General features: G+C 40.7%; 30 protein-coding genes and 1 pseudogene. 25 read left to right on the top strand and 6 right to left on the bottom strand.

The window, feature by feature from the left end:
• Nucleotides 1-159: 159 nt before the first annotated feature.
• Nucleotides 160-552 (top strand): annotated as a pseudogene (locus MK405_RS09485) (hypothetical protein); the annotation flags it as partial.
• Nucleotides 553-806: 254 nt separating this feature from the next.
• Nucleotides 807-1,022: a hypothetical protein gene (locus MK405_RS06595; RefSeq protein ID WP_220106700.1), complete on the top strand. Its 216-nt coding sequence runs from the start codon at nucleotides 807-809 to the stop codon at nucleotides 1,020-1,022.
• A 274-nt stretch (nucleotides 1,023-1,296) separates the two neighbouring features.
• On the opposite strand, the gene MK405_RS06590 is transcribed toward MK405_RS06595, so the two are convergent.
• Both MK405_RS06590 and cibA read right to left on the bottom strand, forming a co-directional pair.
• Nucleotides 1,297-1,440: a hypothetical protein gene (locus MK405_RS06590; RefSeq protein WP_000589673.1), complete on the bottom strand. Its 144-nt coding sequence runs from the start codon at nucleotides 1,438-1,440 to the stop codon at nucleotides 1,297-1,299.
• Nucleotide 1,441: 1 nt separating this feature from the next.
• Nucleotides 1,442-1,624 (bottom strand): fratricide two-peptide bacteriocin subunit CibA, encoded by a 183-nt coding sequence (gene cibA, locus MK405_RS06585; protein WP_000180842.1) that lies wholly within the window; start codon nucleotides 1,622-1,624, stop codon nucleotides 1,442-1,444.
• A 189-nt stretch (nucleotides 1,625-1,813) separates the two neighbouring features.
• Here cibA and tsaB point away from each other — a divergent pair, with 189 nt between their 5' ends.
• From tsaB to dltD, 17 genes are all read left to right on the top strand, one after another.
• The gene (gene tsaB / locus MK405_RS06580) at nucleotides 1,814-2,497 is read left to right on the top strand and encodes a tRNA (adenosine(37)-N6)-threonylcarbamoyltransferase complex dimerization subunit type 1 TsaB (protein ID WP_268704597.1); all 684 of its coding nucleotides are present in this window, start codon (nucleotides 1,814-1,816) and stop codon (nucleotides 2,495-2,497) included.
• Nucleotides 2,494-2,931 (top strand): ribosomal protein S18-alanine N-acetyltransferase, encoded by a 438-nt coding sequence (gene rimI / locus MK405_RS06575; protein WP_268704596.1) that lies wholly within the window; start codon nucleotides 2,494-2,496, stop codon nucleotides 2,929-2,931. The genes tsaB and rimI overlap by 4 nt, the downstream gene beginning before the upstream one ends.
• Nucleotides 2,921-3,931: a tRNA (adenosine(37)-N6)-threonylcarbamoyltransferase complex transferase subunit TsaD gene (gene tsaD, locus MK405_RS06570; protein ID WP_268704595.1), complete on the top strand. Its 1,011-nt coding sequence runs from the start codon at nucleotides 2,921-2,923 to the stop codon at nucleotides 3,929-3,931. The genes rimI and tsaD overlap by 11 nt, the downstream gene beginning before the upstream one ends.
• 118 nt (nucleotides 3,932-4,049) lie before the next feature.
• Nucleotides 4,050-4,913, top strand: coding sequence for an XRE/MutR family transcriptional regulator (locus tag MK405_RS06565; RefSeq protein ID WP_268704594.1), 864 nt, complete (start codon nucleotides 4,050-4,052; stop codon nucleotides 4,911-4,913).
• Nucleotides 4,914-5,195: 282 nt separating this feature from the next.
• Nucleotides 5,196-5,417: a hypothetical protein gene (locus MK405_RS06560; protein WP_268700397.1), complete on the top strand. Its 222-nt coding sequence runs from the start codon at nucleotides 5,196-5,198 to the stop codon at nucleotides 5,415-5,417.
• Between the two features lie 18 nt (nucleotides 5,418-5,435).
• Nucleotides 5,436-6,110 carry a CPBP family intramembrane glutamic endopeptidase gene (locus MK405_RS06555; RefSeq protein ID WP_268704593.1) on the top strand — a complete coding sequence of 225 codons (675 nt, stop codon included), beginning with the start codon at nucleotides 5,436-5,438 and terminating at the stop codon, nucleotides 6,108-6,110.
• A gap of 11 nt (nucleotides 6,111-6,121) precedes the next feature.
• The gene (locus tag MK405_RS06550; protein ID WP_268704592.1) at nucleotides 6,122-6,787 is read left to right on the top strand and encodes a CPBP family intramembrane glutamic endopeptidase; all 666 of its coding nucleotides are present in this window, start codon (nucleotides 6,122-6,124) and stop codon (nucleotides 6,785-6,787) included.
• Between the two features lie 70 nt (nucleotides 6,788-6,857).
• The gene (locus MK405_RS06545; RefSeq protein ID WP_268704591.1) at nucleotides 6,858-8,084 is read left to right on the top strand and encodes an MFS transporter; all 1,227 of its coding nucleotides are present in this window, start codon (nucleotides 6,858-6,860) and stop codon (nucleotides 8,082-8,084) included.
• 157 nt (nucleotides 8,085-8,241) lie between these two features.
• Nucleotides 8,242-8,937, top strand: a complete 696-nt coding sequence (locus MK405_RS06540) for an AzlC family ABC transporter permease (protein ID WP_080980337.1) — start codon at nucleotides 8,242-8,244, stop codon at nucleotides 8,935-8,937.
• On the top strand, nucleotides 8,927-9,250 hold the full coding sequence (locus MK405_RS06535) for an AzlD domain-containing protein (RefSeq protein WP_033605725.1): 324 nt from the start codon (nucleotides 8,927-8,929) through the stop codon (nucleotides 9,248-9,250). Before MK405_RS06540 ends, MK405_RS06535 begins: the two co-directional genes overlap by 11 nt.
• Before the next feature lie 103 nt (nucleotides 9,251-9,353).
• Nucleotides 9,354-10,196, top strand: a complete 843-nt coding sequence (locus MK405_RS06530; RefSeq protein ID WP_125840440.1) for an amino acid ABC transporter substrate-binding protein — start codon at nucleotides 9,354-9,356, stop codon at nucleotides 10,194-10,196.
• A 153-nt stretch (nucleotides 10,197-10,349) separates the two neighbouring features.
• Nucleotides 10,350-11,204: a MetQ/NlpA family ABC transporter substrate-binding protein gene (locus tag MK405_RS06525; protein ID WP_000694528.1), complete on the top strand. Its 855-nt coding sequence runs from the start codon at nucleotides 10,350-10,352 to the stop codon at nucleotides 11,202-11,204.
• A gap of 124 nt (nucleotides 11,205-11,328) precedes the next feature.
• Nucleotides 11,329-12,702 carry a M20 family metallopeptidase gene (locus MK405_RS06520; RefSeq protein ID WP_000231817.1) on the top strand — a complete coding sequence of 458 codons (1,374 nt, stop codon included), beginning with the start codon at nucleotides 11,329-11,331 and terminating at the stop codon, nucleotides 12,700-12,702.
• Nucleotides 12,695-13,756 carry a methionine ABC transporter ATP-binding protein gene (locus tag MK405_RS06515; RefSeq protein WP_268704590.1) on the top strand — a complete coding sequence of 354 codons (1,062 nt, stop codon included), beginning with the start codon at nucleotides 12,695-12,697 and terminating at the stop codon, nucleotides 13,754-13,756. Before MK405_RS06520 ends, MK405_RS06515 begins: the two co-directional genes overlap by 8 nt.
• Nucleotide 13,757: 1 nt before the next feature.
• Nucleotides 13,758-14,450: a methionine ABC transporter permease gene (locus MK405_RS06510; RefSeq protein ID WP_000444649.1), complete on the top strand. Its 693-nt coding sequence runs from the start codon at nucleotides 13,758-13,760 to the stop codon at nucleotides 14,448-14,450.
• Nucleotides 14,451-14,609: 159 nt separating this feature from the next.
• The gene (gene dltB, locus MK405_RS06505; protein WP_084941202.1) at nucleotides 14,610-15,764 is read left to right on the top strand and encodes a D-alanyl-lipoteichoic acid biosynthesis protein DltB; all 1,155 of its coding nucleotides are present in this window, start codon (nucleotides 14,610-14,612) and stop codon (nucleotides 15,762-15,764) included.
• Between the two features lie 47 nt (nucleotides 15,765-15,811).
• The gene (gene dltD, locus MK405_RS06500; protein ID WP_084872389.1) at nucleotides 15,812-16,984 is read left to right on the top strand and encodes a D-alanyl-lipoteichoic acid biosynthesis protein DltD; all 1,173 of its coding nucleotides are present in this window, start codon (nucleotides 15,812-15,814) and stop codon (nucleotides 16,982-16,984) included.
• 174 nt (nucleotides 16,985-17,158) lie between these two features.
• Here the strand turns inward: dltD and MK405_RS06495 are convergent, their stop codons facing one another.
• A complete protein-coding gene (locus tag MK405_RS06495) occupies nucleotides 17,159-17,728 on the bottom strand; it encodes an MptD family putative ECF transporter S component (RefSeq protein WP_084872390.1) in 570 nt (189 codons plus the stop codon).
• Between the two features lie 133 nt (nucleotides 17,729-17,861).
• Here MK405_RS06495 and MK405_RS06490 point away from each other — a divergent pair, with 133 nt between their 5' ends.
• The 5 genes from MK405_RS06490 (at nucleotide 17,862) to nrdI (ending at nucleotide 22,562) form a co-directional block, all read left to right on the top strand.
• The gene (locus MK405_RS06490) at nucleotides 17,862-18,476 is read left to right on the top strand and encodes a YesL family protein (RefSeq protein WP_000514466.1); all 615 of its coding nucleotides are present in this window, start codon (nucleotides 17,862-17,864) and stop codon (nucleotides 18,474-18,476) included.
• Nucleotides 18,454-20,124 (top strand): sensor histidine kinase, encoded by a 1,671-nt coding sequence (locus MK405_RS06485; RefSeq protein WP_084873482.1) that lies wholly within the window; start codon nucleotides 18,454-18,456, stop codon nucleotides 20,122-20,124. The genes MK405_RS06490 and MK405_RS06485 overlap by 23 nt, the downstream gene beginning before the upstream one ends.
• Before the next feature lie 11 nt (nucleotides 20,125-20,135).
• Complete coding sequence (locus MK405_RS06480; protein WP_268698181.1) at nucleotides 20,136-21,422, top strand: response regulator transcription factor; 1,287 nt, start codon at nucleotides 20,136-20,138, stop codon at nucleotides 21,420-21,422.
• Between the two features lie 58 nt (nucleotides 21,423-21,480).
• Nucleotides 21,481-22,014 (top strand): ABC transporter permease, encoded by a 534-nt coding sequence (locus MK405_RS06475; RefSeq protein WP_268704589.1) that lies wholly within the window; start codon nucleotides 21,481-21,483, stop codon nucleotides 22,012-22,014.
• 77 nt (nucleotides 22,015-22,091) lie between these two features.
• A complete protein-coding gene (nrdI, locus tag MK405_RS06470; protein WP_000724244.1) occupies nucleotides 22,092-22,562 on the top strand; it encodes a class Ib ribonucleoside-diphosphate reductase assembly flavoprotein NrdI in 471 nt (156 codons plus the stop codon).
• Nucleotides 22,563-22,643: 81 nt separating this feature from the next.
• On the opposite strand, the gene MK405_RS06465 is transcribed toward nrdI, so the two are convergent.
• From MK405_RS06465 to argS, 3 genes are all read right to left on the bottom strand, one after another.
• Complete coding sequence (locus MK405_RS06465; protein WP_268704588.1) at nucleotides 22,644-23,906, bottom strand: NRAMP family divalent metal transporter; 1,263 nt, start codon at nucleotides 23,904-23,906, stop codon at nucleotides 22,644-22,646.
• A gap of 197 nt (nucleotides 23,907-24,103) precedes the next feature.
• Nucleotides 24,104-24,349 (bottom strand): MarR family transcriptional regulator, encoded by a 246-nt coding sequence (locus MK405_RS06460; protein ID WP_268698184.1) that lies wholly within the window; start codon nucleotides 24,347-24,349, stop codon nucleotides 24,104-24,106.
• A 257-nt stretch (nucleotides 24,350-24,606) separates the two neighbouring features.
• Nucleotides 24,607-26,298 carry an arginine--tRNA ligase gene (gene argS / locus MK405_RS06455; protein WP_268704587.1) on the bottom strand — a complete coding sequence of 564 codons (1,692 nt, stop codon included), beginning with the start codon at nucleotides 26,296-26,298 and terminating at the stop codon, nucleotides 24,607-24,609.
• Nucleotides 26,299-26,453: 155 nt separating this feature from the next.
• Here argS and argR point away from each other — a divergent pair, with 155 nt between their 5' ends.
• Complete coding sequence (gene argR, locus MK405_RS06450) at nucleotides 26,454-26,900, top strand: arginine repressor (RefSeq protein WP_001231483.1); 447 nt, start codon at nucleotides 26,454-26,456, stop codon at nucleotides 26,898-26,900.
• Nucleotides 26,901-26,941: the final 41 nt, after the last annotated feature.

Genomic DNA, 26,941 nt, shown 5'->3' with positions numbered 1-26,941 from the left:
TTGGTCGGAGAGCGCTTAGGTGTTATAATTAGAGGGGGAATCTAAAGCGATAGTAGGTTTGAGGAAGAATACAGTTTTAGTTTCATTAATCGTTGGAGTAGATGGTTGGGACAGAATGATATCTTTGAAAAAAGAAAAAGCTCTTGAGAAATCTCGAGAGCAAATAAAAAGGCTGAGACAAAATTAAGGGATTTTTCTGAGCAAGCTCAAGGGGCAGCACCATTACCTGAAGTGATTGAATCACAACCTTTGAAAGACTTGTCACCAAGTCAGACCAAATCTCAACCTTTACCTTATTTTATCATCTATGAGGCTAAGAAGTCAATCTATAAGTATAACGATGTAGAAATAGCATGGAGTGAAGTGCTTACTAAACAGGCAAAGAAAAGCCCTTAATCTAAGAGTAAGCAAAAAGAGAGGACCAATGGTAGTCAGGGGTCTTTACAGCTCAAAGCTGAAGGCAGTCCCACACCCGTACCAGAAGTTGGTACCTTTGAACGCTCTGTTACCAGTCGCCCTACGTTATCCTCTCAATATTTATATTTTACTATAACTTACTGAGGGAATCAACTTTAAAAGCATCAAAAAGCTCCTGACCGAAGTCAAGAGCCGTCAAACACTGTGGCGAATTGTTCAATCGCAATTTCAGTTCTTTAGAAACAAAAGTATCAGGGATAGCACTGCAACCCGAAGAGTCAACGACTCAACCTGATTTTCCTACCAGTGTTGAATTACATTTTAACATTGATAGACCAACATTGTCAACAGTTTATATAAAAATAGCAATACCAAAAGGAGGATTAAGAATGTTTAGTTTGTTTGAATTTGCAGTAGGGGTTCGCCTCTTGATGTTTATAGTCTTTGTAGCCTGTGTCTATGGGGGGAATGCCCTGTTTGCGCATCTGGAACACCGCAAAACAAAATTCCTTTGGAAGCTTGCTTTTGTGACACTCTATTCAATTTTTCTCCTCCTTATCACCTATGTTGTTTGGCTCGTTTTCTACTTTGGTTTAAATGCCTAAAGTCAATTATTCATCTAAATATACAGAAAGTCCACCTCGTCTTGATAGATGGGATGGACTTTTTCTATTTTTAGATGATATCTTTATTGTTACGATGATGATTTCTCGCATCGAAAATCGAGTTGAAACATAAAAAGAAAACAATGCAAACCGATAAATCAACTGGTAAGGAGATCCTAGTTATGTTTAAATCATTTAGAAGATAGAGCAGGCTATAGCTGAAGAAGAGAAAAAAGTTTACCCTTCTAAAAATGTAATTTTTATCTAGCATGACTTATCCAAACTTCTTACGAAGATCTTTCCCGATAGTGTAAGCAGCCATAAATAAAGCTATACCAACACCTACGCCAAAACCACCCTTAATTCCTTGCAATTCTTTATTAGAAATTGCACAATACTTATCTAAACCTTTAATCATACTAACCTCCTAAAAAATAACCAGCTGCCAAACCAGAACCTACAAGTGCTGTTCCACCTGCAATAGCTTTCCAAGATACTGCTACTCCAAAGATAACTAAGGGAGCGAGACCACCATCAATATCTGATAATTCGTTTTCAGATAACGATAAAAATTGATTGTCAAGAACGTCAAAATTTGTCATTGAACTTTCCTCCTTTTTTCTTGTTCACTTATATATTCGGAAAAGATAGGAAAAATGTAAAATTTTTTTGAATTTTTGTACTGTCCTCTTTGTCTAAGTGACAGGCCCTTTTGTTTCAGAACAAAGAAAATTCCCATGCGCTGGCTTTTGTAGTATAATAGTAAACAGACAAAAAGATAGGAATGTGTTATGAAAGTATTAGCTTTTGATACGTCCAGCAAGGCTCTGTCTCTCGCTATTTTGGAGGACAAGCAGGTTCTTGCCGAGACCATAATCAATATCAAGAAAAATCACAGTATTACCCTCATGCCTGCCATTGATTTTTTGATGGCAAGTTTGGATTGGACACCCAGGGATTTGGACCGAATCGTGGTAGCGGAAGGACCAGGTAGTTATACAGGTTTGCGAATTGCGGTAGCAACTGCCAAGACCTTGGCTCATACCCTGAACATCGAGTTAGTTGGCATGTCTAGTCTCTTGGCTCTGGTACCGCGCCAACAAGAAGGCTTACTTGTTCCCCTGATGGATGCGCGTCGCAACAATGTTTATGCAGGATTTTATGAAAATGCCAAACCTGTCACGGCAGAAGCACACCTATCCTTTGCGAAAGTGCTAGAAAAAGTCACGGATGCTGAACAGGTGACCTTTGTCGGAGAAGTTGGTGCCTTTGTGGAGCAGATCCAAGAACAGCTACCACAAGCTAGCTACCAAGAAACCTTGCCAAATGCAGCTAATCTAGCTTTGTGGGCATGGGACAAGGAAGCAGACTCCTTGCACGACTTTGTGCCAAATTACCTCAAACGAGTTGAGGCTGAGGAAAACTGGCTCAAGAACCATACCGAGTCTGGCGGGTCTTACATTAAACGCTTATGATAGAAATCAAACGAATCCAAAAACAGCCTGAACTAGCTAAAACCATCTACGCTGTCATGGCAGCTGTTTACCCAGTCAGCCCTTGGACACTGGAACAAATCCAAGCAGACCTGTCCCAAGACCAGACTTGGTACGCTCTGGCTTATGATGGGACAGAAGTGATTGGCTTTCTAGCTGTACAGGAGAATCTCTTTGAGGCAGAAGTCTTGCAAATCGCTGTCAAAAAATCCTATCAGGGTCAGGGAATTGCGTCAGCCTTGTTTGCAACATTGCCGACAGACAAGGAGATTTTCCTCGAAGTTAGAAAGTCAAACCAACGAGCACAAGCATTTTACAAGAAAGAAAAGATGGCGGTCATCGCTGAGCGAAAGGCCTACTACCATGACCCAGTCGAGGACGCCATCATCATGAAGAGAGAAATAGATGAAGGATAGATATATTTTAGCATTTGAGACATCCTGTGATGAGACCAGTGTCGCCGTACTGAAAAACGATGATGAGCTCTTGTCCAATGTCATTGCGAGTCAAATTGAGAGTCACAAACGTTTTGGGGGCGTAGTGCCAGAAGTAGCCAGTCGTCACCATGTCGAGGTTATTACAGCCTGCATCGAGGAGGCGCTAGCAGAAGCAGGAATTACAGAAGAAGATGTAACAGCTGTGGCGGTTACCTACGGACCAGGTTTGGTTGGAGCTCTGCTAGTTGGTTTGTCAGCTGCCAAAGCCTTTGCTTGGGCGCATGGACTTCCGCTGATTCCCGTTAACCACATGGCTGGCCACCTCATGGCAGCTCAAAGCGTGGAGCCTTTGGAGTTTCCCTTGCTAGCCCTCTTGGTCAGCGGTGGGCACACAGAGTTGGTCTATGTTTCTGAGGCTGGGGATTATAAGATTGTTGGGGAAACGCGGGACGATGCAGTTGGTGAGGCCTATGATAAGGTCGGCCGTGTCATGGGCTTGACCTATCCTGCAGGTCGCGAGATTGACGAGTTGGCTCATCAGGGGCAGGATCTTTATGATTTCCCTCGTGCTATGATTAAGGAGGACAATCTAGAGTTTTCATTCTCAGGTTTGAAGTCTGCCTTTATCAATCTTCACCACAATGCCGAGCAAAAGGGAGAAAGCTTGTCCAAGGAAGACCTGTCAGCATCTTTCCAAGCAGCAGTCATGGATATTCTTATGGCCAAAACCAAGAAGGCTTTGGAAAAATATCCTGTTAAAATCCTGGTCGTGGCCGGTGGCGTGGCAGCTAATAAAGGGCTCAGAGAACGTCTAGCAGCTGAAATCACAGATGTCAAGGTTATCATCCCACCTCTACGCCTTTGCGGAGACAATGCAGGTATGATTGCCTATGCTGGCGTCAGCGAGTGGAATAAAGAAAACTTTGCAGGCTTGGACCTCAACGCCAAACCAAGCCTCGCCTTTGATACTATGGAATAAAGAGTCAGCTTGAAGCTGGCTTTTTTACTACAGAAAATGTCAGAACATTTTGACAAAACTGTAAAAATGATGATATAATATAATATAATATAATATGTAAAAATTAGGAGGTGGTCAGATGATTGAGAGAATGGAATTGGGAGAATTTTACAAGGAATTACGTTTGGCGAGAAAACTCAAGCAGTCAGATGTGGCTTGTGAGGGCCTGACAGCATCCCAGTTATCCAAGTTTGAACTAGGACAGTCCATGTTGTCTGCGGATAAGTTGATTCTAGCCATCCAAGGGATCAATGTGACCTTCGATGAGTTTGGACACAAGCTTAATAATTATCAGGAATCCCCACATATGCGATTTGGACGAAAGGTTGTAGATCGTTTTGCCCATCAAGATATAGCTGGCTTAGAGAAACTATTAGAGAAAGTCGAGCAGGAACAGATGGCGAAGACCTATCGTCGTTTGAACGCTATTGTGATTAAAAACGCTATCCATTCTCTGGATAAAAACCATCCGCTAGAAGAGGAGGATAGCGAGTTTTTGACTAGCTACCTCTATGCTATCGAGTCTTGGACCTGGTTTGAACTCTATCTTTTTTGCAATACCATGCCCTTCTTGAGCAACCAAGACCTGATTTTTTTATCTACCTCTTTACTTGAAAAATCCAAGGAATTTAAAGAATTGGCCCACAATAGACTGTATATGAAAAGTGGCTTTCTGAATATCGTATCAGAGCTCATGGAGCGCAAACTTTTTTCTTATATCCCAATCTTTGAAGTCGAGTTGGAGAGTATGCTCCGACCATACGATGTTTTTGAGAAATTATTGTGGCAGTTTTTAAAGAAGATGAGCATTTTCCTTCAAACTAAGGGGAGCAATCAAAAAGAGATTGAACACTTTATTCAATCTCTGAAAATATTAGAAAATCCACAATTAATAGCCCTTTTTGAACTACGCTTACAGCAATATAAAGAACTTATCGATTAGCTAAAGATGGGAAATGATAATAATATCAGCAACGATTGTCAATAATGTTAAGACTTGTTTCTTCATTTTGTGTCCTCCTATCTAATAGTAACTATATTATATCAGTGAAAGAGTCAATTCTATAAAAATCGCAAATGTGAAATTTCTATAAGTAAAAATATCAAATATGCGATTTTCTAAAATGTGGTGATTTCCGTGTTATACTATCTTTGTAAGACATTTGAAGCAAATCCTAGGTCGCAGAAGTGGTTTACAAATAAAAATAATTGAAGGAGTGTAAATATGTTGAATTTACAATTTGCAGAAACAATGGAACTAACAGAAGCGGAGTTAGAGCAGGTTTACGGTGGAAATTTCACTATGGCTTGTGTGGGTGAAAATATTGGTTGTGGTGGTAGTGCTTTGCCTGCTTGGGGAGGTAGAGGTATTAGTCCCAGACCTTATGGGGCATTTGATTGGTCGAATGGGCTGATTGAAGGACTGTTTGGAAAACGTCGTAACTAACATTTAGGAGAAAAAACTATGAAAAGGGAAGAAACGAAATTTTACCTAGGGACCATTTTGGTACTTATGTCTTATTACTTGATTTTTAATTTAGTAGTGAGATTAGAGTTCATGGATCAATTATCGGATTTTGGATTTTATGGGATTCAAATTTTATTTATAGTAATTGAGGGAATTGCTGCTACTGCACTTCTTGTAAAGAGTCAACGTTGGAAAGAGTACGGTCGATTCCAGTTCCGTTGGTCCTATCTGGGTATCTTCTTTCTTTTCTTTCTATTGATGTTTTTGTGGGTAAATATAACGACTCGGATCTTTCCCAGCACGCAAAATGGGAGTGCTATAAAAGAAACCGTAGCCAATTTGACGGGAATTAGTTATTTTGTGACACGTATTCTCTACGGCAGTCTTATTGCTCCGATAGTTGAGGAATTAGTTTTCCGTGGACTTCTGATGACAGCCCTATCTAAATTTAAAAAATACTATATTGATGTTATCATTTCTTCCACACTCTTTAGTCTCATCCATGTTTTACAATATGGATGGGTGTTAACAGACTTCATCGTTTATGCAGGAGCAGGTCTGCTACTCTGCATGCTCTTTCGTTATACACGTTCAATTTATTGGTCAATGGCCCTTCACATCTTGTGGAATACCTTTTTAATCATCGTCAGTTTACTGGTGTTTGGGTATTAGAAAGATGAAATATGAAAAAGATAACCTCACGATACTACTTTATTATAGCTGTTTTGCTTGTCATTGCTGACCAGTTCTTCATTCGTTTGCTTTTACATAGCGACCTTGCTGCTGGTCTATCTGACTTTGCCTATTATTTGTCGGATATGCTGTTGAATTTTCTTGTGGTTCTGCTTGCTTTTATTGTTATGGTTTGGTCAGGGAAATGGCAGAAAATCAACAGAAAAAAATTTAAAGGATCCTATCTTTTTTATTCCTTCCTAGCTCTTCTTGCTTTTGTTATCTGGAATTTCGTAACCTTTTTTATTTTCCCATCTACCAAAAATGAAATTGCTTATCAACTGGATGTTCCTACTTTTACGGGAGCTACGGCATTTTTGATGTATTTTTTCTATCCTGTGATTGCAGGTCCTATTTTTGAAGAGATGATTTATCGTGGATTGGTGATGACAGCTCTGGAAAAAGGAAAGAAATGGGGACTGGATGTGCTCGGTTCGGCTGCTTTGTTTGGAATCTTGCACATTAGTAACCACGGTTGGGTCTTGACAGACTTTTTCGTATATATGGGTGGCGGTCTCATATTTGCAGTCTTATTTAGAGTGACAAAGTCCATTTATTGGCCTATTGGACTGCACATAGTCTACAATGGCATTGGTCAAATTTTACCGTTGCTGTAATTTTGGGTGCTCAGCAATATCGGTCTATCCTTGGGGAAAAGTTCCCATTTGAACTCAAAAAGGAGTTGCGATGAAAGTATTTATTCAAAATAGAGATTTTAGGCAACTAACCATCAACCAGTGGATTTCAATGGTTGGGGATACAATTTTTTATCTTGCTTTTTTGAATTATGTGGCAGATGCTTCGTTTGCCCCCTTGGCAATTTTACTCATTACGATTTCAGAGACTGTTCCTCAAGTTCTGCAAATTTTTATGGGAGTTTTGGCTGACTTTCAACACCATCGTGTTCTAAAGTATACGGTTATTAGTTTTGTCAAATTTGTACTTTATTCTATAGTGGCGCTTTCGCTTTCAGGGCAGCCCTTTTCCTTATGGCTTGTATTCTTTATTTGTTTAATGAACCTTTTGTCGGATACATTGAGTTACTTTTCAGGAGCCATGCTTACTCCTATTTTTATAAGAATCATTGGGAAAGAACATCTGACAGAAGCTATTGGCTTTAAACAATCAACAGTTAGTTTAGTTCGGACAATCAGTAATATTCTAGGAGGGGTTTTACTAGGAATTCTTTCCATTCAGTTCATTTCCTTGCTAAACGCTCTGACGTTTCTGATAGCATTTGTAGGTATTCTTCTCATAAAAAATGATCTTTTGAAAGTTGAAAAAACAATTAGCTATCAAGAAGGTCTTTCTATAAAATCGTTTTGCCAGCATTTGTTCCAATCATCAAAATTGATCTGGAATATGGATAGAGTGATCTTCATTTTATTTATCGTCTCTATCAGCCAAGCGGTGATTAATGTTACTGTTCCTATTTCAACTCTTTTTTTAAGAAACCAACCGTTTTTGGATTTACAAACCGGTCAATCGCTCGCTTTGTTATCAACGCTAGAATTGTTAGCACTTATTGTTGGAAGTCTTGTGAGTGGCTATCTGAAAAATACGATTTCTATCAAAACAGCTCTCTACGCTTCGGTCGTCATCCAGTTACTCCTTCTAGTAGGATTTGCCACAGTTCATTTTGGTTTGATTCTGCTTTTCAGCTCCTTGGATGCCTTCATCGCAGGGGTACTCTCTCCTAGATTGCAAGAACTCGTCTTTAAACAAATACCTGAGGAGTCAATGGGAGCGGTTCAATCCTCTATTGGTGCTATTACGGTTGTTTTACCAAGTCTATTCACAATCGTTTTCGTAACAATTGCTACAAGTTTTGGGACCCTAGCGGTCAGCTTTATTCTATTGCTGTTACTCCTAACCGCATTTGTCATGCTCTTGAATATTCGTGAAAGTATTTAGAGGATAATTTGTATAATAGGTGTTTGAGACTGGATTGCCAGTCTTTTTATGACGGCCAAAATCAGCTGACTTTTTTCTCTTCTTTGAATATGTTATAATAGTCCGTGCTGTGGCTGTGATGACGAACAGACTCAATTGGAGAGAATATGAGGAGAAGATGAAAGAAAAAGGATTCTGGGAAGGTGCACAGGCAGCCATGCCAACGGCCCTTGGTTATGTCAGTATCGGACTGGCCTGTGGGATTATTGGCGCGCCCTATGTGACACCTGTTGAGATGGGCTTGATGAGCCTCTTTGTTTATGCTGGGAGCGCCCAGTTTGCCATGTTGGCACTGATTGCGGTACAAGCGCCTGTCGCAGCCATTGCTATGACGGTCTTTTTGATCAACTTGCGACTCTTTTTGCTGAGCTTACATGCATCGACCTATTTCCGTCATACTAGTCTCTGGCAAAATATCGGCATGTCCAGTCTCCTGACAGATGAGACCTATGGGGTTTTGATGGGAGAATTAGCCCATACAGACAAGGTCAATCCTATGTGGATGCACGGGAACAATCTCAATAGTTATATAGCCTGGTTTATTGGGACAGTTGCGGGGACAGCTTTAGGTGGGCTTCTTCCAAATCCTGAGGTCTTTGGATTAGACTTTGCCCTTGTTGGGATGTTTATCGGGATTTTTACCTCGCAATTTCAGATTATGCAAAGACGGGTTCCTGTACGGAATCTGCTGCTTATCCTAGCCGTTGTTGCGGTGTCCTTCTTTTTGCTCTTGACAGTGGTGTCTCAGTCGCTAGCTGTTCTTTTTGCGACCTTGCTAGGTTGTACCATGGGGGTGGTCTTAGATGGTCAGTAAATATCTTTTGTTAGCCGTTATCTTTTCAGGCCTAGTGACTTGGATTCCCCGCATGATTCCCTTCATCTTGGTTAAGTACAAGGGGTTGCCAGCTATCGTTGAGCGGTTTTTGAAGTTCTTGCCTGTTTCCATTATCTTTGCCTTGATCCTTTCAAGCGTAGTGACTGGCAAGGTTGGCAGCCTTCCTCAGATCAAATGGCTGGACTTTTTAGCAGTCTTTCCAACGGCTTGGGTAGCCTTTCGCTACCGCAATCTAGTGGGTACGGTTCTTTTTGGAGTGGTCTTGGTTGCAGTCTTGCGTTTGGTTTTTTAAATCAGTCATAGAAAAAACTTATCACCGATATAGATATCATATAATGGCGTAAATTTCTTTTTTCTGTTAAGATAATACAGTATTCTATTTTGGAGGAAATGACATGAAAAAAATCGTTAAATATTCATCTCTTGCTGCCCTAGGGCTTGTTGCCACAGGTCTACTAGCAGCGTGCTCAGGTGGAGATAAGAAAGATGCAGCATCAGGTGAAGCAACATCAGGTAAAAAAGAAATCGTCGTAGCAACTAACGGTTCACCAAAGCCATTTATCTATGAAGAAAATGGTGAATTGACTGGTTACGAGATTGAAGTGGTTCGCGCGATCTTTAAAGACTCAGACAAGTATACTGTCAAGTTTGAAAAGACAGAGTGGTCAGGGATTTTCCCAGGACTTGATAGTGACCGTTATCAAATGGCTGTTAACAACCTTAGCTATACCAAAGAACGTGCAGAAAAATACCTTTACGCAGCTCCAACTGCTAAAAACCCTAACGTTCTCGTTGTGAAGAAAGACGACGATAGCATCAAATCGCTCGATGATATCGGTGGAAAATCTACTGAAGTTGTTCAAGGAACAACCTCAGCTAAACAATTGGAAGCATACAACACAGAACATGCGGACAATCCAACGGTTCTTAACTACACTAAGGCAGATTTCCAACAAATCATGTCTCGTTTGAGTGATGGTCAGTTTGACTACAAGATTTTTGATAAGATTGGTGTTGAGACAGTTATCAAAAACCAAGGTTTGGACAATTTGAAAGTCATCGAACTTCCAAGCGACCAACAACCTTATGTTTACCCACTCCTTGCTAAAGGTCAAGATGAGTTGAAATCATTTGTGGACAAACGCATCCAAGAACTCTACAAAGATGGAACACTTGAAAAGCTATCTCAACAGTTCTTTGGTGATTCTTACCTACCAGCAGAAGCTGACATCAAATAAGTTTGTAAATCATCCATTCTGATTAAAATGGGTGATTTCTCAATTTTTAGGTATATAGTTTCAAACTATAGGTCTTCCTATCTATTAACAATTTGCGAAATCAAATAAAGTATGAGATACTATTACGGTATTATTTTTAAAGGAGATGGAATCATGAAAATTAAAAAATGGCTCGGTGTAGCAGCGCTTGCTACAGTCGCAGGTTTGGCTCTTGCAGCTTGCGGAAATTCAGAAAAGAAAGCGGACAATGAAACAGTTGTCAAAATTGCAACAGTTAACCGTAGCGGTTCTGAAGAAGCGCGTTGGGACAAAGTCCAAGAATTGGTTGAAAAAGATGGCATTAAATTGGAATTCACAGAGTTCACAGACTACTCACAACCAAACAAGGCAACTGCTGACGGTGAAGTTGACTTGAACGCTTTCCAACACTACAACTTCTTGAACAACTGGAACAAAGAAAACGGGAAAGATCTTGTAGCGATTGCAGATACGTACATCTCACCAATCCGCCTTTACTCAGGTAAAAATGGAGAAGAAAACAAGTACACCAAAGTGGAAGAAATCCCAGATAACGGTGAAATTGCCGTACCAAACGATGCAACAAACGAAAGCCGTGCGCTTTACTTGCTTCAATCAGCTGGCTTGATCAAATTGGATGTTTCTGGAACTGCACTTGCAACAGTTGCGAACATCACAGAAAATCCAAAGAACTTGAAAATTACTGAATTGGACGCTAGCCAAACAGCTCGTTCATTGTCATCAGTTGATGCTGCTGTTGTAAACAATACCTTCGTTACAGAAGCAAAATTGGACTACAAGAAAGCACTCTTCAAAGAACAGGCTGATGAAAATTCAAAACAATGGTACAACATCATCGTTGCGAAAAAAGATTGGGAATCATCGCCTAAGGCTGATGCTATCAAGAAAGTGATCGCGGCTTACCACACTGATGAAGTGAAAAAAGTTATCGAAGAAACATCAGACGGTTTGGACCAACCAGTTTGGTAATAAGACACAGGGAGGTGGGAGAGAAAATTCCACCTCTTGCTTTTGTCTAGATTGTTGGTTTTGAAGAAGATGATCTTGTAGTCCGTCCATAGACACAAGTCCTCAGTAGAAAGTGAGAGAAAAAATGGTTTTTCCTAGCGAACAAGAACAGATTGAAAAATTTGAGAAGGATCATGTAGCCCAACATTATTTTGAAGTTTTGCGTACCTTGATTTCCAAGAAATCAGTCTTTGCCCAGCAGGTCGGGCTCAGGGAAGTCGCAAACTATCTGGGTGAGATTTTCAAGCATGTGGGAGCTGAAGTCGAGATTGATGAGAGCTACACGGCGCCTTTTGTCATGGCGCATTTCAAGAGTTCGCGTCCAGATGCTAAGACCTTGATCTTCTATAACCACTATGACACCGTACCAGCGGATGGAGATCAGATCTGGACAGAGGATCCCTTTACACTTTCTGTTCGAAATGGCTTTATGTATGGGCGTGGGGTTGACGACGACAAGGGCCATATCACGGCTCGTTTGAGCGCTCTGAGAAAATATATGCAGCACCACGATGACTTACCTGTCAATATCAGCTTTATCATGGAAGGGGAAGAGGAGTCTGCTTCTATGGATTTAGATAAGTATTTAGAGAAACACGCAGACAAACTTCGTGGAGCAGATTTGCTAGTTTGGGAGCAAGGAACTAAAAATGCCTTAGAGCAATTAGAAATTTCTGGTGGGAACAAGGGAATCGTAACCTTTGATGCCAAGGTGAAAAGTGCGGATGTGGACATTCACTCGAGTTATGGTGGTGTCGTGGAGTCAGCACCATGGTATCTTATCCAGGCCTTAAGTAGCCTACGCGCTGCAGATGGCCGTATCTTGGTTGAAGGCTTGTACGAGGATGTGCAAGAGCCAAATGAACGGGAGTTAGCCTTGGTTGATACCTATGCACAGGGCAATCCAGAGGAAATCAGTCGCATTTACGGCTTGGAATTGCCTCTCTTACAAGAGGAGCGCGCTGCCTTTCTCAAACGTTTCTTTTTCGAGCCCGCCCTCAATATAGAAGGATTCCAGTCTGGTTATCAAGGGCAAGGGGTTAAAACGATTTTGCCAGCAGAAGCTAATGCCAAGTTAGAAGTTCGTCTGGTTCCTGGCTTAGAACCGCATGATGTTCTGGAAAAAATTCGGAAACAGCTAGACAAAAATGGTTTTGATAAGGTAGAATTATATTATACCTTGGGAGAGATGAGCTATCGAAGCGATATGAGTGCGCCAGCCATTCTCAATGTGATCGAATTGGCCAAGAAATTCTACCCTCAGGGCGTATCGGTCTTACCGACAACAGCGGGAACAGGACCTATGCATACGGTCTTTGATGCCCTAGAGGTACCCATGGTGGCCTTCGGTCTAGGAAATGCCAATAGCCGAGACCACGGTGGAGATGAAAACGTGCGAATCGCCGATTACTACACCCATATTGAATTAGTAGAGGAGCTGATTAGAAGCTATGAGTAGAGATATTATCAAGTTAGATCAGATCGATGTGACTTTTCACCAAAAGAAGAGAACCATCGCAGCGGTTAAGGATGTGACCATTCACATCCAAGAAGGGGATATCTACGGAATCGTTGGATATTCTGGAGCAGGGAAATCCACTCTTGTACGGGTGATTAACCTCTTGCAAAAACCATCTGCAGGCAAAATTACCATTGATAACGACGTCATTTTTGATGGTAAGGTGACCTTGACAGCAGAGCAGTTGCGTCGTAAGCGTCAAGACATTGGGATGATTTTCCAGCATTTCAACCTGATGAGTCAAAAGACAGCAGAGGAAAATGTAGCCTTTGCCCTTAAACACTCTGGACTCAGCAAGGAAGAAAAGAAGGCCAAAGTGGCTAAGTTGTTAGACTTGGTTGGTTTGGCAGATCGTGCTGAAAACTACCCTTCTCAACTATCTGGAGGGCAAAAACAGCGTGTGGCCATTGCGCGTGCCTTGGCCAATGATCCAAAAATCTTGATTTCAGATGAGTCAACGTCTGCCCTTGACCCTAAGACAACCAAGCAGATTTTGGCCTTATTGCAAGATTTGAACCAAAAATTAGGCTTGACCGTTGTTCTGATTACACACGAAATGCAGATTGTCAAAGACATTGCCAACCGTGTGGCAGTCATGCAGGATGGGCATTTGATTGAAGAGGGTAGTGTCCTTGAAATCTTCTCAGACCCTAAACAACCTTTGACTCAAGACTTCATTTCAACTGCCACAGGTATTGACGAAGCTATGGTCAAAATCGAGAAGCAAGAAATCGTGGAACATTTGTCTGAAAACAGCCTTTTGGTGCAACTCAAGTATGCAGGGGCTTCGACAGATGAACCACTTTTGAATGAATTGTACAAACATTACCAAGTAACAGCTAATATTCTCTATGGGAATATTGAAATCCTCGATGGCACTCCAGTCGGAGAATTGGTTGTGGTCTTGTCTGGTGAAAAAGAAGCGCTTGCAGGCGCCCAAGAGGCTATCCGTCAAGCGGGTGTCCATTTAAAAGTATTGAAGGGAGGACAGTAAGATGGAATCATTGATTCAAACCTATTTACCAAATGTCTATAAAATGGGCTGGGCTGGTCAAGCAGGCTGGGGAACAGCCATCTATCTAACCCTCTATATGACAGTTCTTTCCTTCATCATCGGAGGTTTCTTGGGGCTTGTTGCAGGTCTCTTCCTTGTCTTGACAGCGCCAGGTGGTGTTTTAGAGAATAAGGTCGTTTTCTGGATTTTAGACAAGATTACTTCTATTTTCCGTGCGGTGCCATTTATCATTCTCTTGGCAGTTTTGTCACCCTTTTCACACCTAATCGTAGGGACAAGTATCGGACCAAACGCGGCTATCGTACCGTTATCTTTTGCGGTCTTTGCCTTCTTTGCCCGTCAGGTGCAGGTTGTCTTGGCAGAGCTAGATGGTGGTGTCATTGAAGCGGCGCAGGCCAGTGGAGCGACTTTCTGGGATATCGTGGGTGTTTACCTATCCGAAGGTCTTCCAGATTTGATTCGTGTGACGACTGTGACATTGATTTCCCTTGTTGGGGAAACTGCTATGGCTGGTGCGGTTGGAGCTGGTGGTATCGGTAACGTAGCCATCGCTTATGGATTTAACCGCTACAATCACGATGTGACCATCTTAGCAACCATCATTATCATCTTGATTATCTTTACAATCCAGTTCTTGGGAGATTTCTTGACTAAGAAATTAAGTCATAAATAATGGAAGGAGCCCAACGGGACTCCTTTTTGTTTTCTCACCGAAATGCAAGAAGAGTAAAGCTTCTTTTTAGAAATATGCTATAATAAAGAAAGGTCCCTCAATTAGCAAATCGAAAAGTTTGCTGTAGGAGGGATGATAATGTAAAGGAGTCTAGCTGGTATGAATTATTTTGAGGGGAATGAGTTTTTCCTTCTCTTGTTTGCAGTTTTATTGATTGGTTTTGTGGTAAACTTTTTTGAAAAACGTAAGGACTACTATATTTTGGCGCTCTCCCTCTTATTTGCAGGAGCTATCTATGGCAAGAGTCGAGCGATGATGGTCTATTTGCTCGCCTTTATCGTTTACCAGTATTTTCTGGTTTTTCTAGCACAGAGGATAGAGGCAAAGTGGCTGAAACCACTGGTTTTCCTTTCCATTCTTCCTTTAGTGATTAATAAAGTCTTTGCCCTGACTTCTCTGCATTTGTTGGCCTTTATTGGAATTTCTTACATGTCCTTTAAGACCATTCAGATCATGCTAGAGATATCGGATGGCTTGATCAAAGAAAAAGTCAGTGTAAAAGATTATCTACAGTTTTTACTCTTTTTCCCAACAGTTAGTGCTGGTCCGATTGATCGGAGTAGGAGATTTTTAAAAGAGATAAACGAGGTCATGCCTCGAAAAGAGTATCTAGAGTTAGCAGGGGACGGTGTGTATCGTATCGTTCTAGGCCTTCTTTACAAGGTTGTTTTATCAACCTATGTTTACCAGATATTACTCACTCTAAATAATACTGGCACAGTCGTCTACTCAATCAAGTATATGTACCTCTATACCTTGTATCTGTTCTTCGACTTTGCAGGCTATAGTCTAATGGCCGTTGGAAGTAGCAACATTCTAGGTATTCAGACACCGATGAACTTTAACAAACCTTTCTTGAGTGTCGATATCAAGGATTTTTGGACCAGATGGCATATTACCTTGTCGACCTGGTTGAGAGATTTTGTATTTTCAAGAGTATTGATGCAGGTTATCAGGAAAAAATGGTTTAAAAATAGACTACACAATGCAACCTATGCCTATATGGTCAATATGTTGGTCATGGGTTTTTGGCATGGTCTTAGTGTAAGCTACATTGTCTATGGTTTTTACCATGGTGTCTTGATGGCTGGATTTGAAGTGTATCAAAAGAAAAGCAATTTTTATAAGAATAATAAAAACAAAAACTGGTATAAGCTACTAAGTTGGTTTGTGACCATGCATTTGGTTATGGTTGGTTTCTTTATCTTTTCAGGTGAACCCTATAAAATCTTGCTTACGATTTTAAAGAGATAAGAGATTGAAAAGAAGTCTGCCAGATCGAAGGGATAGGATAAAACGAGATGATTAAATTAAAAGCATTTTTACTATCGCTTGTGCTCGTAATTGCGACGCTTGCCCTTTTAAATGTGACCTATGTCAAGAAGATTGATGATTATTATAAAGTCAAGGATAACAGTATTCGTTATAGCACCTCGTATGAAAAATATAAAAGTAGAGATATTTTAACAAGCAATATTACTCCCAATACACTGGTTCTAATGGGTTCCTCAGAGTTGGTCGCAACGATAAATGAAGATTATCATCCAAATAAAATTTTTAACTACAACGATTTTAATATCATGCAGATTGGGACCAGTTATTCTCAAAACATCATTCAGGCTTCTACTTTAGCTTCTATTGAAGGATCTATGAGTAAGCGAAAAGTAGCTATAGTAGAGTCGGTTCAGTGGTTTGAAAAAGATGGGACCCATCAAGATGCCTTTTTGAACAAGGCTTCTCAGGAACATATTTTCCACATGCTAGATAATGACAAGATTAGTAAGGAAACGAAAGAAAAACTAATCAATCGCATTATCGAGATTACCAAAGGAAACAAGCAACAAAACGACATCTACAAAAAATATAAAAGTTATTTCATAGATGGAAAAGGAACCATTGTTGATAAAAAACTATTAGAGTTCGATAAGGCGATGTATTCCTTTAAGCTCAAACAGACTTTTTATCAAAAACATGCCAAATCAGATTATCCTTCACTAGGAGACAAAACCCCAGACTATGATTGGCAGAAGATGACGGATCAGTTTGTAGAAGAGGTCAAAAAGAAAACAGACAATAATGACTATGCTGTTGATAATAACTACTACAATACTTACTTAAAAGACCGCTATGCATCACTGAAAGATTCTAATAAAGATTTGAGTTACCTAGAGTCACCAGAGTATTCAGATATGGAACTTTTCTTGACAGTTGCTAAGGAATTGGGCATTGAAGTTGAGGTTATTATTTTCCCAGTAAACGGGAAATGGAACGACTACACTGGTGTCTCAAGAGAAATGCGAGAAAAAACTTATAAAAAAATAGAAGATGTCGCAAAAAGCCATGGTGCAACGGTACTAAACTATGGAAACAGAGAGTATGATGATTACTTTTTATTTGACGTGATGCACGTTGGAGTGAAAGGATGGATGGAAGTTGAAAAAGAACTTTACAAATTTGCAAACCAAGCTAACTAACACACAGCGTTTAATCTTGTGGACACTATTTTTCTATACGGTTATCTTAAGCATCGTGATTTACTGTTTTGTGACCGATTTTTCGAATATTCAAGAATTTATCTATAGTGAATTCTAAGATTGTATACAAAAAGGCCCTGGAACTAGGCATTGCTAGTCTTCAGGGCTTTTACGTTACATTTTATCGGTGATTTTTTGACTTAGAAATTGCCCAACCACAGCCCCAATCAAGGCACCTAGGAGGATGCTTGAAACAAAGAGAAGGATTTTGTCCAACTCTGGAGCGACCATGATACGGTCGATGTATTCTTGTGACTTCCCACGCGCAAGTAAGGTGGCCATGTAAGCTTTGGGACGGATCCACATGAGGAAGATAGGACCACTTGTGCTGAAAGCAAAGATAAGGAAGGAGAGGATGTTTTTGATTCGGTCTTTGTAGTTTCCGAGACGAGCGGTGGCATCTGCTGCAAGACCACAGGCGAGTCCTGGGAGAAAGGCACCAGCGCCATGCTTGCTAGCTAGGAAGAAAAGTGCCATAAAAAGTCCCAGAGTGGTGATAGCGCCAAAACGAGGGACCTTCGTCAAAAGAAGCATGTAGACACTGCCACCGACAAGGGCTGAAAAGGCAGGTGCGTAGAACATATTGCCTGTTTGATCGACCAGGTGTCCTAGGAAGACTCCAATCCCTACACAGAGAAAGTAGAGGACGGCGGCCAAGAGGGTGGTTAAGATATTTTTCTTCATGAGAATCTCCTTGATGCAAATTAACAAAACCAATTGTATCACGCTTTTTGAGGATTGTAAATGGGAGTTCTATATTTTTGAAAACGTTTGAAATATGATATAATAGTTACATCGTTAGTTTAAGGAGAGTAGCATGGGAAAATTTCTAGAATTCGTCTTTAATCGTATCTTTTTGGGAATGATGGCGACGGCTTATTTCTGGCTATTAACACTAGCAGGAGGAGTGGTATTTGGTTTGGCCCCAGCTAGTGCCACCCTGATGAGTTTGTATGCGGAGCATGGTTATACCTATCGAGCCTACCATTTGAAGGAAGCTTGGGAATTGTATAAGAGTAATTTTGTCAAGAGTAATCTGGCTTTCTATAGTTTTGTGTTTGTGGATCTTGTCCTAGTTTATGGTTTGTATCTTCTAGTTCAATTGCCCCACCAGACGATTTTCCACCTCTTGGCGACCTTTCTCAACGTCCTTGTAGTTGCTCTTGTCTTTCTAGCCTACACTGTTTCCTTGAAACTTCAGGTGTACTTTGATTTATCCTACCAAAATACCTTGAAACTGTCCCTTATCGGGATTTTTATGAGCTTACCTGCGATTGCCAAGGTTTTACTCGGGTCCGCTCTCCTTGTAGGAGTTGGTTATTATATGCCTGCCTTGCTCTTTTTTGTAGGAATTGGAATGTGGCATTTCTTTATCAGTGATATGTTGGAACCTATTTATGAAAGTATCCATGAAAAATTGGCGACAAAATAGAATGAAGCAGTTTTGGCTTCGCTCTCTTTTACGGATTTATAGTTTGGTTATGATTGTGGTCATTGCCAGTTTTGCGATTATGCTCTCGTATGCTGACTGGGATTCACGTGAGAAAGAGGCCCAACGGGTTGCAGAACGTGTGACCACTCGGACAGTGAGTGAAGTGGAATACTATCACAGAGAGTCAACCCGACTTGCTCAGTCTTTGGTTGAAAATCAGGCCCGCATTGAAGGAATTTACAAGTATTTCAGTCTCAGCACACCAGACTATTTCTACTGGCAATTAGAGCGTAAAACTTCGCCTTATATCTCTGTTTCTCTGTATGAAAATATTGATGATCTCTATGTTCGGAATGATTTTGTGACTGGAGTGGCTATTGTCCTTCAGGACTATAAGGAAGTGTATGTTTCGACTAGAGAAAAACGCAGCGGGGAGAAAGTCCCTGCGGAGGATTTTAAGCCGACAGCCAACAGTTTTGCCATTCCCGTTTCTGATCCTGTGTCTGACAAGGATTTAGGAGTGATCTATATCTCCTTATCGCCAGATGTTCTCCATGGCGCTATTGACAATACAAGGGGACATATCCCAATGGCTGTAACAGTGACCTCTCCTTTTGAGACCGAGATGTTCCATATTGGGGAGAAGGTATCAGCCGAGCGAGAAAACTGGTTTGTAGGTGTCACCTCTCACGGTTATCAGGTTCGAGCTGCTGTTCCTAAAAATTTTGTTCTTACAGGAACTTTGACGAGTTCAGCTATCATTATTGGGCTAAGTATCCTCTTTATCATCATTTTGTACGTGACCCTTAGACAGACTTTCTCAAATTACCAAAAACAAGTCGTAGACCTAGTAGATTCGATCGAGGTGATTGCTCAAGGAGAAGAAGGCCTTCGAATCGATACCTCTGAAAAAGACCAAGAGTTGCTTCTCATTGCAGAAACAACCAATGATATGTTGGATCGCCTGGAAAAAAATATCCACGATATCTATCAGCTAGAGCTCAGTCAAAAAGATGCCAATATGCGAGCTCTGCAGGCTCAAATTAATCCTCACTTTATGTACAATACTCTGGAGTTTTTACGGATGTATGCCGTCATGGCAAGTCAGGATGAACTGGCAGATATTATCTATGAATTTAGTAGCTTGTTGCGCAACAATATCTCCAACGAGCGGGAAACCACGCTGAAGCAAGAGTTGGAATTTTGCCGAAAGTATAGCTATCTCTGTATGGTGCGTTATCCTAAATCCATTGCCTATGGTTTCAAGATTGCACCAGAATTGGAAGAAATGAGAATTCCAAAATTTACACTCCAACCATTAGTGGAAAACTACTTTGCCCATGGTGTTGACCATCGCAGAACAGATAATGTCATCAGTATCAAAGCCTTGAAGGGCCAAGGATTCGTTGAAATCCTAGTAGTAGATAATGGTCGAGGAATGCCCGCTGAGAAACTAGCTAGCTTGCAAGAAAAATTAGCTCAACGAAGTTTTGAACACGAAGCAAGCTATAGTGGGGAGCGGCAATCAATTGGAATAGTCAATGTACACGAACGCTTTGTTCTCTACTTTGGGGATCGCTACCAAATCAGTGTAGAGTCAGCTGAGCAAGAAGGTGTTCGTTACCATATCACTATCCAGGATGAATAGAAGGGGTAGAAATGTATAAAGTTTTATTAGTAGACGATGAGTACATGGTGACAGAGGGGCTCAAGCGATTAATCCCCTTTGAAAAATGGGATATGAAAGTCGTCGCGACAGCTAATCACGCAGATGATGCTTTGAACTACGTCAAGGAAAATCCAGTAGATGTGGTCATTTCCGATGTCAATATGCCAGATAAGACCGGACTTGAGATGATTAGGGAAATGAAAGAGCTACTTCCAGATACCTATTATATCTTGCTGTCTGGTTATCAGGAGTTTGACTACGTCAAAAAAGCCATGAACCTTAGTGTCGTGGATTATCTGGTCAAGCCAGTAGACAAGGTGGAGTTGGGCAATCTATTAGAAAAGATTGCGCGACAGCTTCAAGAAAAGGTGGAACAAAGTCAGACCCTCAGTCAAGAATTGGATGAAGAAGGCTTTATCAGTTTCTTAGCAGGTAAAGACAGCTGGTGGATAGGACTTTCAAAAGAAAAGCAAGGCTCTTTTACCATTCCTTACTATGTTTTGGGACAAGATTGGCAGATTTTCATCTCTGATCAACCACTAGATGGCATCGTCGTGACACCATTTGAAGCACCCTACCAGCAGTCCTTTGAGAATTGGAAGATCAATGCTGAAAAAGCTCTCTTCTACGGTTCAGTTAATCTAGAAAAATCCGAGAGTTTGTTTGCCTATTACGAGCCGATTTATCGGGTGATTATCCAAGGGAATATCAATCAAATCATCGAAGAATTAACCCTGCTAGAGAAGGTTGTTTTGGAGAATACTCCGCGAGTGGCCATCACGAAGCAACTTTTCACTCAGTTTGTCATGGACGTCTTTCATTTGTTTGAACACCTAAAAGCAGATGATATGACCGAGATTGTCAAAGCCATCCATGCCATTAACACCTTTGAAGAATTGGTTGCCTATATCAAAGAAACTTTGACCAAGTTTTTTGGCCAGTACCGCATGAATGAAAATGTGGTGAGCGTTCTGGAGGTGATTGGGCGTGATTATCAGAAAGAGCTCTCGCTCAAGGATATCAGCAAGGATCTCTTTATCAATCCTGTCTATCTCGGCCAGCTGATCAAAAGAGAAACCAACTCAACCTTTGCGGAATTACTCAATAAACAGCGAATTAAGGCGGCGCAGCAACTCTTACTTTCGACCAGTGATAGCATCGAAGATATTTGCTATGCAGTTGGCTACAGTAATGTTGGATATTTCTATAAGGTTTTCCGTAAATTGTGCGGAAAATCACCGAAAGCCTATCGGAAACAAGTTGAAACCAGCTTGTAAAAGTTGTATTCCTGTACAAAAAATGCTATAATGTTCAAAATATCTTATGGAGGAAAACATGAAAAAGAATCCTATTTATCTTTGGGTCTTGTTAGTCCTATCAGCTCTCATTTCATCTATGTCACTATTTGGAATCTTGAGTCCATTGCCAAGTAAAGATGCTCTTCGTGCTAGCCTGGCGAATAGCGGGACGCTCACTACCCAGCAATTAGAAGACACGGTCAACTATACTTACAAAGTGTCAGAATCCTCTCACTCTATTTTTAATATGTCGTTGATTGTTTTATCTGCAATTTTAGTTGTAGTAGCCTTTGTATTTCTCGTACGTAAAAACGTACAATTCGCAAACTATACTTATATTGGCTATGTTTTACTAGCTATTGTTGGTTTGGTTTATAGCTATATGAACGTTCAAGATGCAGTTCAATTAATCAAAGATACTACTCTCGGCTTAGGAATGGGAGCATTAGCAAAAGGGACGAATATTTTGTTCATCATCATCAATGTTCTCTTTTTAGCCTTAGTCTTCTACAAGATGTGGCGCCAACAAAAGGACTTGGCTGAGGAAGTCGAAGCAGAAGAAGCTGCCTAAGTATTGACAAAAAAGAACTATCAAGTTACAATTTTGGTAGTTCTTTTTATATCGTAAACATAAAAATCGAGGTCAACATGAAAAAAATATCCTTAGTGTATATCAGTCTGAGTGGGAATACAGAGAGTTTTGTAACCCGACTCAAGGACTATCTCCTATCTCAGTATGAGGGAATTGAGGTCCAAAAAATCCATATCAAGGATTTGGTCAAGGAAGGCCAAGAATTCTTTGAAATGGAGCATCCCTATGTCGCTTTCTTGCCGACCTATCTGGAAGGTGGAAATGGTGTCGATAACGGCGATGTTGAGATTCTAACGACTCCAGTGGGCGACTTTATCGCCTATGGGGACAATGCTAGTAAGTGTTTTGGGGTAGTGGGATCTGGTAATCGCAATTTTAACAATCAATACTGCCTAACAGCCAAGCAGTATAGCCAGCGCTTTGGTTTCCCAGTTTTGGCTGACTTTGAAATGCGTGGCATGCTGGGAGATATTAAAAAGGTCGCAGCGATCATTGCAGATTTGTATGAGTTAGAAACAGAAAAATGAAGTAGTACTGAGGGGCAGTTGAGATTTTCAACTGCTTTTTGTGTATACAAAAAGCACCCCGTAAGGGTGCCATTTTATAAACTATCCTGCTTTGCCGATAGCAAGTGCATAGATAAAGAAGATAGCGAAGCCAAAGAGGAAAATCAATCCTGCGATAGCGAGGAGTTTTAGCCAAGAAGGAAGATTTTTATTTTCACGTGTCACCAATACATAGTTCAAAAGAGCGAAGAATGGTGTTGTCAGGAAAGAACCAATCATGGCGAAGCGGAGCATGGTTGAAACTTGACCAGCAAAGAACTTGATGATGACGATACCGATAATAGCTGTGAGGGTCATCCAGATGTTCAAAGATTTGCTATCATCCTCTTTTTGACTTAGCAAGAGTCGTAGGGAAACCTGATTAACGCGAGAATAGCCATCGATAACAGTAATGACTGTTCCAAAGATACAGAGAAAGGCGATGAAGGTGATCAAATAACGGGACCATTCTCCAAGAACAGAGGCATACATACCCACGAATTGAGAAATGTACTTGGCTGAAGCGGCTTCAACTGCTTGTCCTGTAGGATACTGAATGAGTGCTCCGAGTGCTACAAAGAATACAGCTAGGATAGCAGTTCCAATGTAACCAACGTTAAAGTCGAAAAGGGCGTCCTCTGTATTAAAGTTGACAGTCTTTTTCTTTTCAGCAGACCAGAGTGAATTGATGGCTGAAATTTCAATAGGGGCAGGCATCCATCCTAAGAGGGAAACGATAAAAGGGAGGGCCGCCATTTGCCAAGGTGTCTTTTCGACAAAATCAGAGCTGTATTCTGGATGCTTAATTGCTGCAATGATAACTGCAAGAACAGTTGCAATGGTCAAAGCAGACATGATCCATTTTGCCATACCATCCAACAGTTTGTAGCCACCAAAGAGTAGCATAGCCCAAATGACTGCAACAAGGATGAGGGACCATTGAGTGATGCTAAGACCGATCATTGGAAAAGCGCTAGCGATGATGGCTGAGCAAAGGATAGCGACTCCAGCTGTATTGACCATAGCAGAGAAAACATTGAGGATAAAGAAAATCCAGAGATAGAACTTGCCTTTTTCAGCGTAGCCTTCGACCAAGGTTTTACCAGTATCGGCAGTATATTCTGCACCAAAACGGAAAAATGGATATTTAAAAACATTGGCCAAGATAACTAAGAGGAGTAGTGACCAACCATAAGAACCACCAGCTTGAGTGGAGGATACGATGTGAGAACCTCCAACGGCGGCAGAAGCCATGAGGATACCTGGCCCCATTGCCTTTAGTTTGCTTGCCCAGGTTGACTGGTTTGATAACGTAACTTGTGACATAATAAACGCTCCTATTTTTGAATTTTCAGAATAATCTGAATAGATAGCTTCTATTTTACAAAAATCTTAAAAGAAATGCAAGACCATTTTGAAAAAATATAGAAAATTACAGAAAAATTTATATGCATTAATGAAATTTCTCCAAGGAGAATATGGTAAGCCTAAAAAATCCGAGAAGAAAGCTTCTCGGATTTTGATTATTTCAATTGATCTGTAATGTCTTTTGAGAGCAACATTCCCAGATGGTAAGTTTTATTGATATGTGCAATAACATCATTGATATTTTCAGTCGTGTGAATTTTCTCTTTGATGTCAGACCTAAATGTCTCGTCCTTCAAGAGTTGCTCTTGGTAGAGCTTTTGCAATCTTTCCTTCTCGTACTTATTGAGCAGAAAAAGGAAAACCAAGCTAATTATAACGAGGATATAAGCATATTGGCTCATAAGAAATCTCCCATATGATAAAGAAATAGTAAAAGTGAATAAATTGTTTCATTGAACAGCTGCAACGCCGACCAAAATATAAATGTTATTTTGCCTCAACCTTTCAGATTGCTTTCAAGTAATTTAAAGATTAGAACCTAACCCCAACTAAATCGCTGTTATTTGGTTTGACAAGTTAGTGAAGCGCCTAGCCAAAGTCCGAATAGGATTTGGCGTTAGTTACTTAGATTGCTCCGCAATCAAGTAACTTTGGCGATTTACATCTTCTCTGGAGCTTCTACTCCGAGCAAACGAAGAGCTTCTTTGAGGACCACTGCGGTTGCGTAGCTGAGAGCCAGACGACTGTCACGCTCAGGACTTTCATCTAGGATACGTGTATGTGCATAGTACTTGTTGAAGGCTTGAGCCAAACTAATCGCAAATTTCGCAATGATAGAAGGTTCAAAGTTATCTGCTGCACGATTGATAATACGTGGGAAGTCTTGGAGTAGTTTAATGATTTCCCAGCTTTCAGCATCATTCAGGCTGTAGTTGCCAGCTGCATCTGGCTTGAAATCGGCTTTGCGTAAGATAGATTGGATACGAGCGTAGGCGTATTGAACGTAAGGTCCAGTTTCTCCTTCAAAGGATACCATAGCTTCAAGGTCGAAGTCGTATCCATTTGTACGGTCGGTCTTAAGATCATAGAACTTGATAGCCCCAACTCCAACAGCGTGGGCAACCTGGTCTTTATTTTCTAACTCAGGATTTTTCGCTTCGATTTGGGCCTTGGCACGACTAACAGCCTCTGCAATAGTAGGCTCTAGCAAGATGACATTTCCTTTACGAGTAGAGAGTTTTTTCCCTTCTTTTGTTACCAATCCAAACGGAACATGGACAATGTCTTGGCTCCAATCGTAGCCCATCTCTTGTAGCACTGCCTTGAGTTGTTTGAAGTGGGCATATTGCTCTTGACCAACAACATAGATGGATTTTGCAAATTGGTATTCGTTTTTACGGTAAAGGGCTGCAGCCAAGTCACGTGTGATATAGAGAGTTGCGCCATCAGATTTTTTGATAAGGGCTGGATGTTCAATTCCATATTTCTCAAGATTGACAACTTGGGCTCCTTCTGACTCAACAAGAAGTCTTTTTTCAGCGAGAATGTCTACAACAGCATCCATCTTATCATTGTAAAAAGCTTCCCCGTTGTAGCTGTCAAATTCGACTTGCAATTCATTGTAAAGGCGGTTAAATTCCACCAAACTTTCATCACGGAACCATTGCCAGAGAGCGAGGGCTTCCTCATCTCCATTTTCTAGTTTGCGGAACCATTCGCGTGCTTCTTCATCCAAGCTAGGATCTTTTTCAGCTTCAGCATTGATGCGAACGTAGAGCTTAAGAAGCTCATCGATTGGATGCGCTTTAACGGCTTCCTCATTTCCCCATTTCTTGTAGGCAACGATCAACATTCCAAACTGTTTGCCCCAGTCTCCTAGGTGGTTGACCTTGACTGTTCGATAGCCGATTTTTTGGAAAATATGTGACAAACTATCTCCGATAACGGTTGAACGCAAGTGCCCAATAGAGAATGGTTTTGCGATGTTGGGACTAGACATATCGATAACGACATTTTCTTGCTTGCTAATGATTTGGTCGGCATAGTGCTCTTTTTCAGTGATAACATCCTGTAATACCTGAGCCGAAATAGCACTTTTATCAAGGAAAAAGTTGACGTAAGGTCCTGTAGCAACAACCTTTTCAAAGGCTTGACTATTGATTTTTTCAGCAATATCTGCTGCGATCATTTGCGGAGCTTTACGCTCGACCTTTGCTAGAGAAAAGGCAGGGAAGGCGATGTCTCCCATTTCTGAGTTTTTAGGTGTTTCCAGTAAATTTAAAATAGCCTCTTGGTCCAGGCTATCAATGACGCTAGCCAACTCGCTAGCAATCAATTCTTTTGTATTCATAAGGGCTCCTTTTTGGACTTTTCTACTATTTTATCACAATTTACTACATTTTTTGAGAAAGAAAAGAATTTTTTTGAATTATCTATTTTTTTTGGTATAATGTAGTTATAAAATAAATGTAAAATTTGTTATAAATATTCACTTAAGAGGATAATATGAGAAAAAGAGAACGGCATCAATTGATTAAAAAGATGATCACCGAAGAAAAACTTGGGACACAAAAAGAGATTCAAGATCGTTTAGAAGCTCGTAATGTTTATGTGACACAAACGACTTTGTCGCGTGATTTGCGTGAAATCGGCTTGACCAAGGTTAAGAAAAATGATATGGTGTATTATGTACTAGCAAATGAGACAGATAAGATTGATTTAGTTGAGTTTTTGTCTCATCATTTAGAAGGAGTTGCAAGAGCCGAGTTCACCTTGGTACTTCATACCAAACTTGGGGAAGCTGCAGTCTTAGCAAACATTGTAGATGCAAACAAGGATGAATGGATTTTAGGAACGGTTGCTGGTGCTAATACCTTATTGGTTATTTGTCGAGACCAGCACGTTGCCAAGCTGATGGAAGATCGTTTGCTAGATTTGATGAAAGATAAATAAGGTCTTGGGAGTTGCTCTCAAGACTTATTTTTAGCAAGGAG

Origin of the sequence: Streptococcus oralis, assembly GCF_026782345.1 — a bacterium.
Taxonomy (GTDB): Bacteria; Bacillota; Bacilli; order Lactobacillales; family Streptococcaceae; genus Streptococcus; species Streptococcus oralis_CK.
This window is presented reverse-complemented; position numbering and strand designations above follow the sequence as displayed.

What these genes read in the sequence shown, in the direction of transcription:
- argR (WP_001231483.1), top strand. Translation starts at nt 26,454, where the DNA reads ATGAGAAAAAGAGAACGGCATCAATTGATTAAAAAGATGATCACCGAA.
- nrdI (WP_000724244.1), top strand. Translation starts at nt 22,092, where the DNA reads ATGAAAAAAATATCCTTAGTGTATATCAGTCTGAGTGGGAATACAGAG.
- MK405_RS06555 (WP_268704593.1), top strand. Translation starts at nt 5,436, where the DNA reads ATGAAAAGGGAAGAAACGAAATTTTACCTAGGGACCATTTTGGTACTT.
- MK405_RS06520 (WP_000231817.1), top strand. Translation starts at nt 11,329, where the DNA reads ATGGTTTTTCCTAGCGAACAAGAACAGATTGAAAAATTTGAGAAGGAT.
- MK405_RS06535 (WP_033605725.1), top strand. Translation starts at nt 8,927, where the DNA reads ATGGTCAGTAAATATCTTTTGTTAGCCGTTATCTTTTCAGGCCTAGTG.
- MK405_RS06530 (WP_125840440.1), top strand. Translation starts at nt 9,354, where the DNA reads ATGAAAAAAATCGTTAAATATTCATCTCTTGCTGCCCTAGGGCTTGTT.
- MK405_RS06485 (WP_084873482.1), top strand. Translation starts at nt 18,454, where the DNA reads ATGAAAAATTGGCGACAAAATAGAATGAAGCAGTTTTGGCTTCGCTCT.
- MK405_RS06595 (WP_220106700.1), top strand. Translation starts at nt 807, where the DNA reads ATGTTTAGTTTGTTTGAATTTGCAGTAGGGGTTCGCCTCTTGATGTTT.
- MK405_RS06515 (WP_268704590.1), top strand. Translation starts at nt 12,695, where the DNA reads ATGAGTAGAGATATTATCAAGTTAGATCAGATCGATGTGACTTTTCAC.
- rimI (WP_268704596.1), top strand. Translation starts at nt 2,494, where the DNA reads ATGATAGAAATCAAACGAATCCAAAAACAGCCTGAACTAGCTAAAACC.
- MK405_RS06495 (WP_084872390.1), bottom strand. Translation starts at nt 17,728, where the DNA reads ATGAAGAAAAATATCTTAACCACCCTCTTGGCCGCCGTCCTCTACTTT.
- MK405_RS06475 (WP_268704589.1), top strand. Translation starts at nt 21,481, where the DNA reads ATGAAAAAGAATCCTATTTATCTTTGGGTCTTGTTAGTCCTATCAGCT.
- MK405_RS06590 (WP_000589673.1), bottom strand. Translation starts at nt 1,440, where the DNA reads ATGATTAAAGGTTTAGATAAGTATTGTGCAATTTCTAATAAAGAATTG.
- MK405_RS06510 (WP_000444649.1), top strand. Translation starts at nt 13,758, where the DNA reads ATGGAATCATTGATTCAAACCTATTTACCAAATGTCTATAAAATGGGC.
- MK405_RS06465 (WP_268704588.1), bottom strand. Translation starts at nt 23,906, where the DNA reads ATGTCACAAGTTACGTTATCAAACCAGTCAACCTGGGCAAGCAAACTA.
- tsaB (WP_268704597.1), top strand. Translation starts at nt 1,814, where the DNA reads ATGAAAGTATTAGCTTTTGATACGTCCAGCAAGGCTCTGTCTCTCGCT.
- MK405_RS06540 (WP_080980337.1), top strand. Translation starts at nt 8,242, where the DNA reads ATGAAAGAAAAAGGATTCTGGGAAGGTGCACAGGCAGCCATGCCAACG.
- tsaD (WP_268704595.1), top strand. Translation starts at nt 2,921, where the DNA reads ATGAAGGATAGATATATTTTAGCATTTGAGACATCCTGTGATGAGACC.
- MK405_RS06565 (WP_268704594.1), top strand. Translation starts at nt 4,050, where the DNA reads ATGATTGAGAGAATGGAATTGGGAGAATTTTACAAGGAATTACGTTTG.
- MK405_RS06550 (WP_268704592.1), top strand. Translation starts at nt 6,122, where the DNA reads ATGAAAAAGATAACCTCACGATACTACTTTATTATAGCTGTTTTGCTT.
- MK405_RS06490 (WP_000514466.1), top strand. Translation starts at nt 17,862, where the DNA reads ATGGGAAAATTTCTAGAATTCGTCTTTAATCGTATCTTTTTGGGAATG.
- argS (WP_268704587.1), bottom strand. Translation starts at nt 26,298, where the DNA reads ATGAATACAAAAGAATTGATTGCTAGCGAGTTGGCTAGCGTCATTGAT.
- MK405_RS06460 (WP_268698184.1), bottom strand. Translation starts at nt 24,349, where the DNA reads ATGAGCCAATATGCTTATATCCTCGTTATAATTAGCTTGGTTTTCCTT.
- dltD (WP_084872389.1), top strand. Translation starts at nt 15,812, where the DNA reads ATGATTAAATTAAAAGCATTTTTACTATCGCTTGTGCTCGTAATTGCG.
- MK405_RS06545 (WP_268704591.1), top strand. Translation starts at nt 6,858, where the DNA reads ATGAAAGTATTTATTCAAAATAGAGATTTTAGGCAACTAACCATCAAC.
- MK405_RS06560 (WP_268700397.1), top strand. Translation starts at nt 5,196, where the DNA reads ATGTTGAATTTACAATTTGCAGAAACAATGGAACTAACAGAAGCGGAG.
- cibA (WP_000180842.1), bottom strand. Translation starts at nt 1,624, where the DNA reads ATGACAAATTTTGACGTTCTTGACAATCAATTTTTATCGTTATCTGAA.
- dltB (WP_084941202.1), top strand. Translation starts at nt 14,610, where the DNA reads ATGAATTATTTTGAGGGGAATGAGTTTTTCCTTCTCTTGTTTGCAGTT.
- MK405_RS06480 (WP_268698181.1), top strand. Translation starts at nt 20,136, where the DNA reads ATGTATAAAGTTTTATTAGTAGACGATGAGTACATGGTGACAGAGGGG.
- MK405_RS06525 (WP_000694528.1), top strand. Translation starts at nt 10,350, where the DNA reads ATGAAAATTAAAAAATGGCTCGGTGTAGCAGCGCTTGCTACAGTCGCA.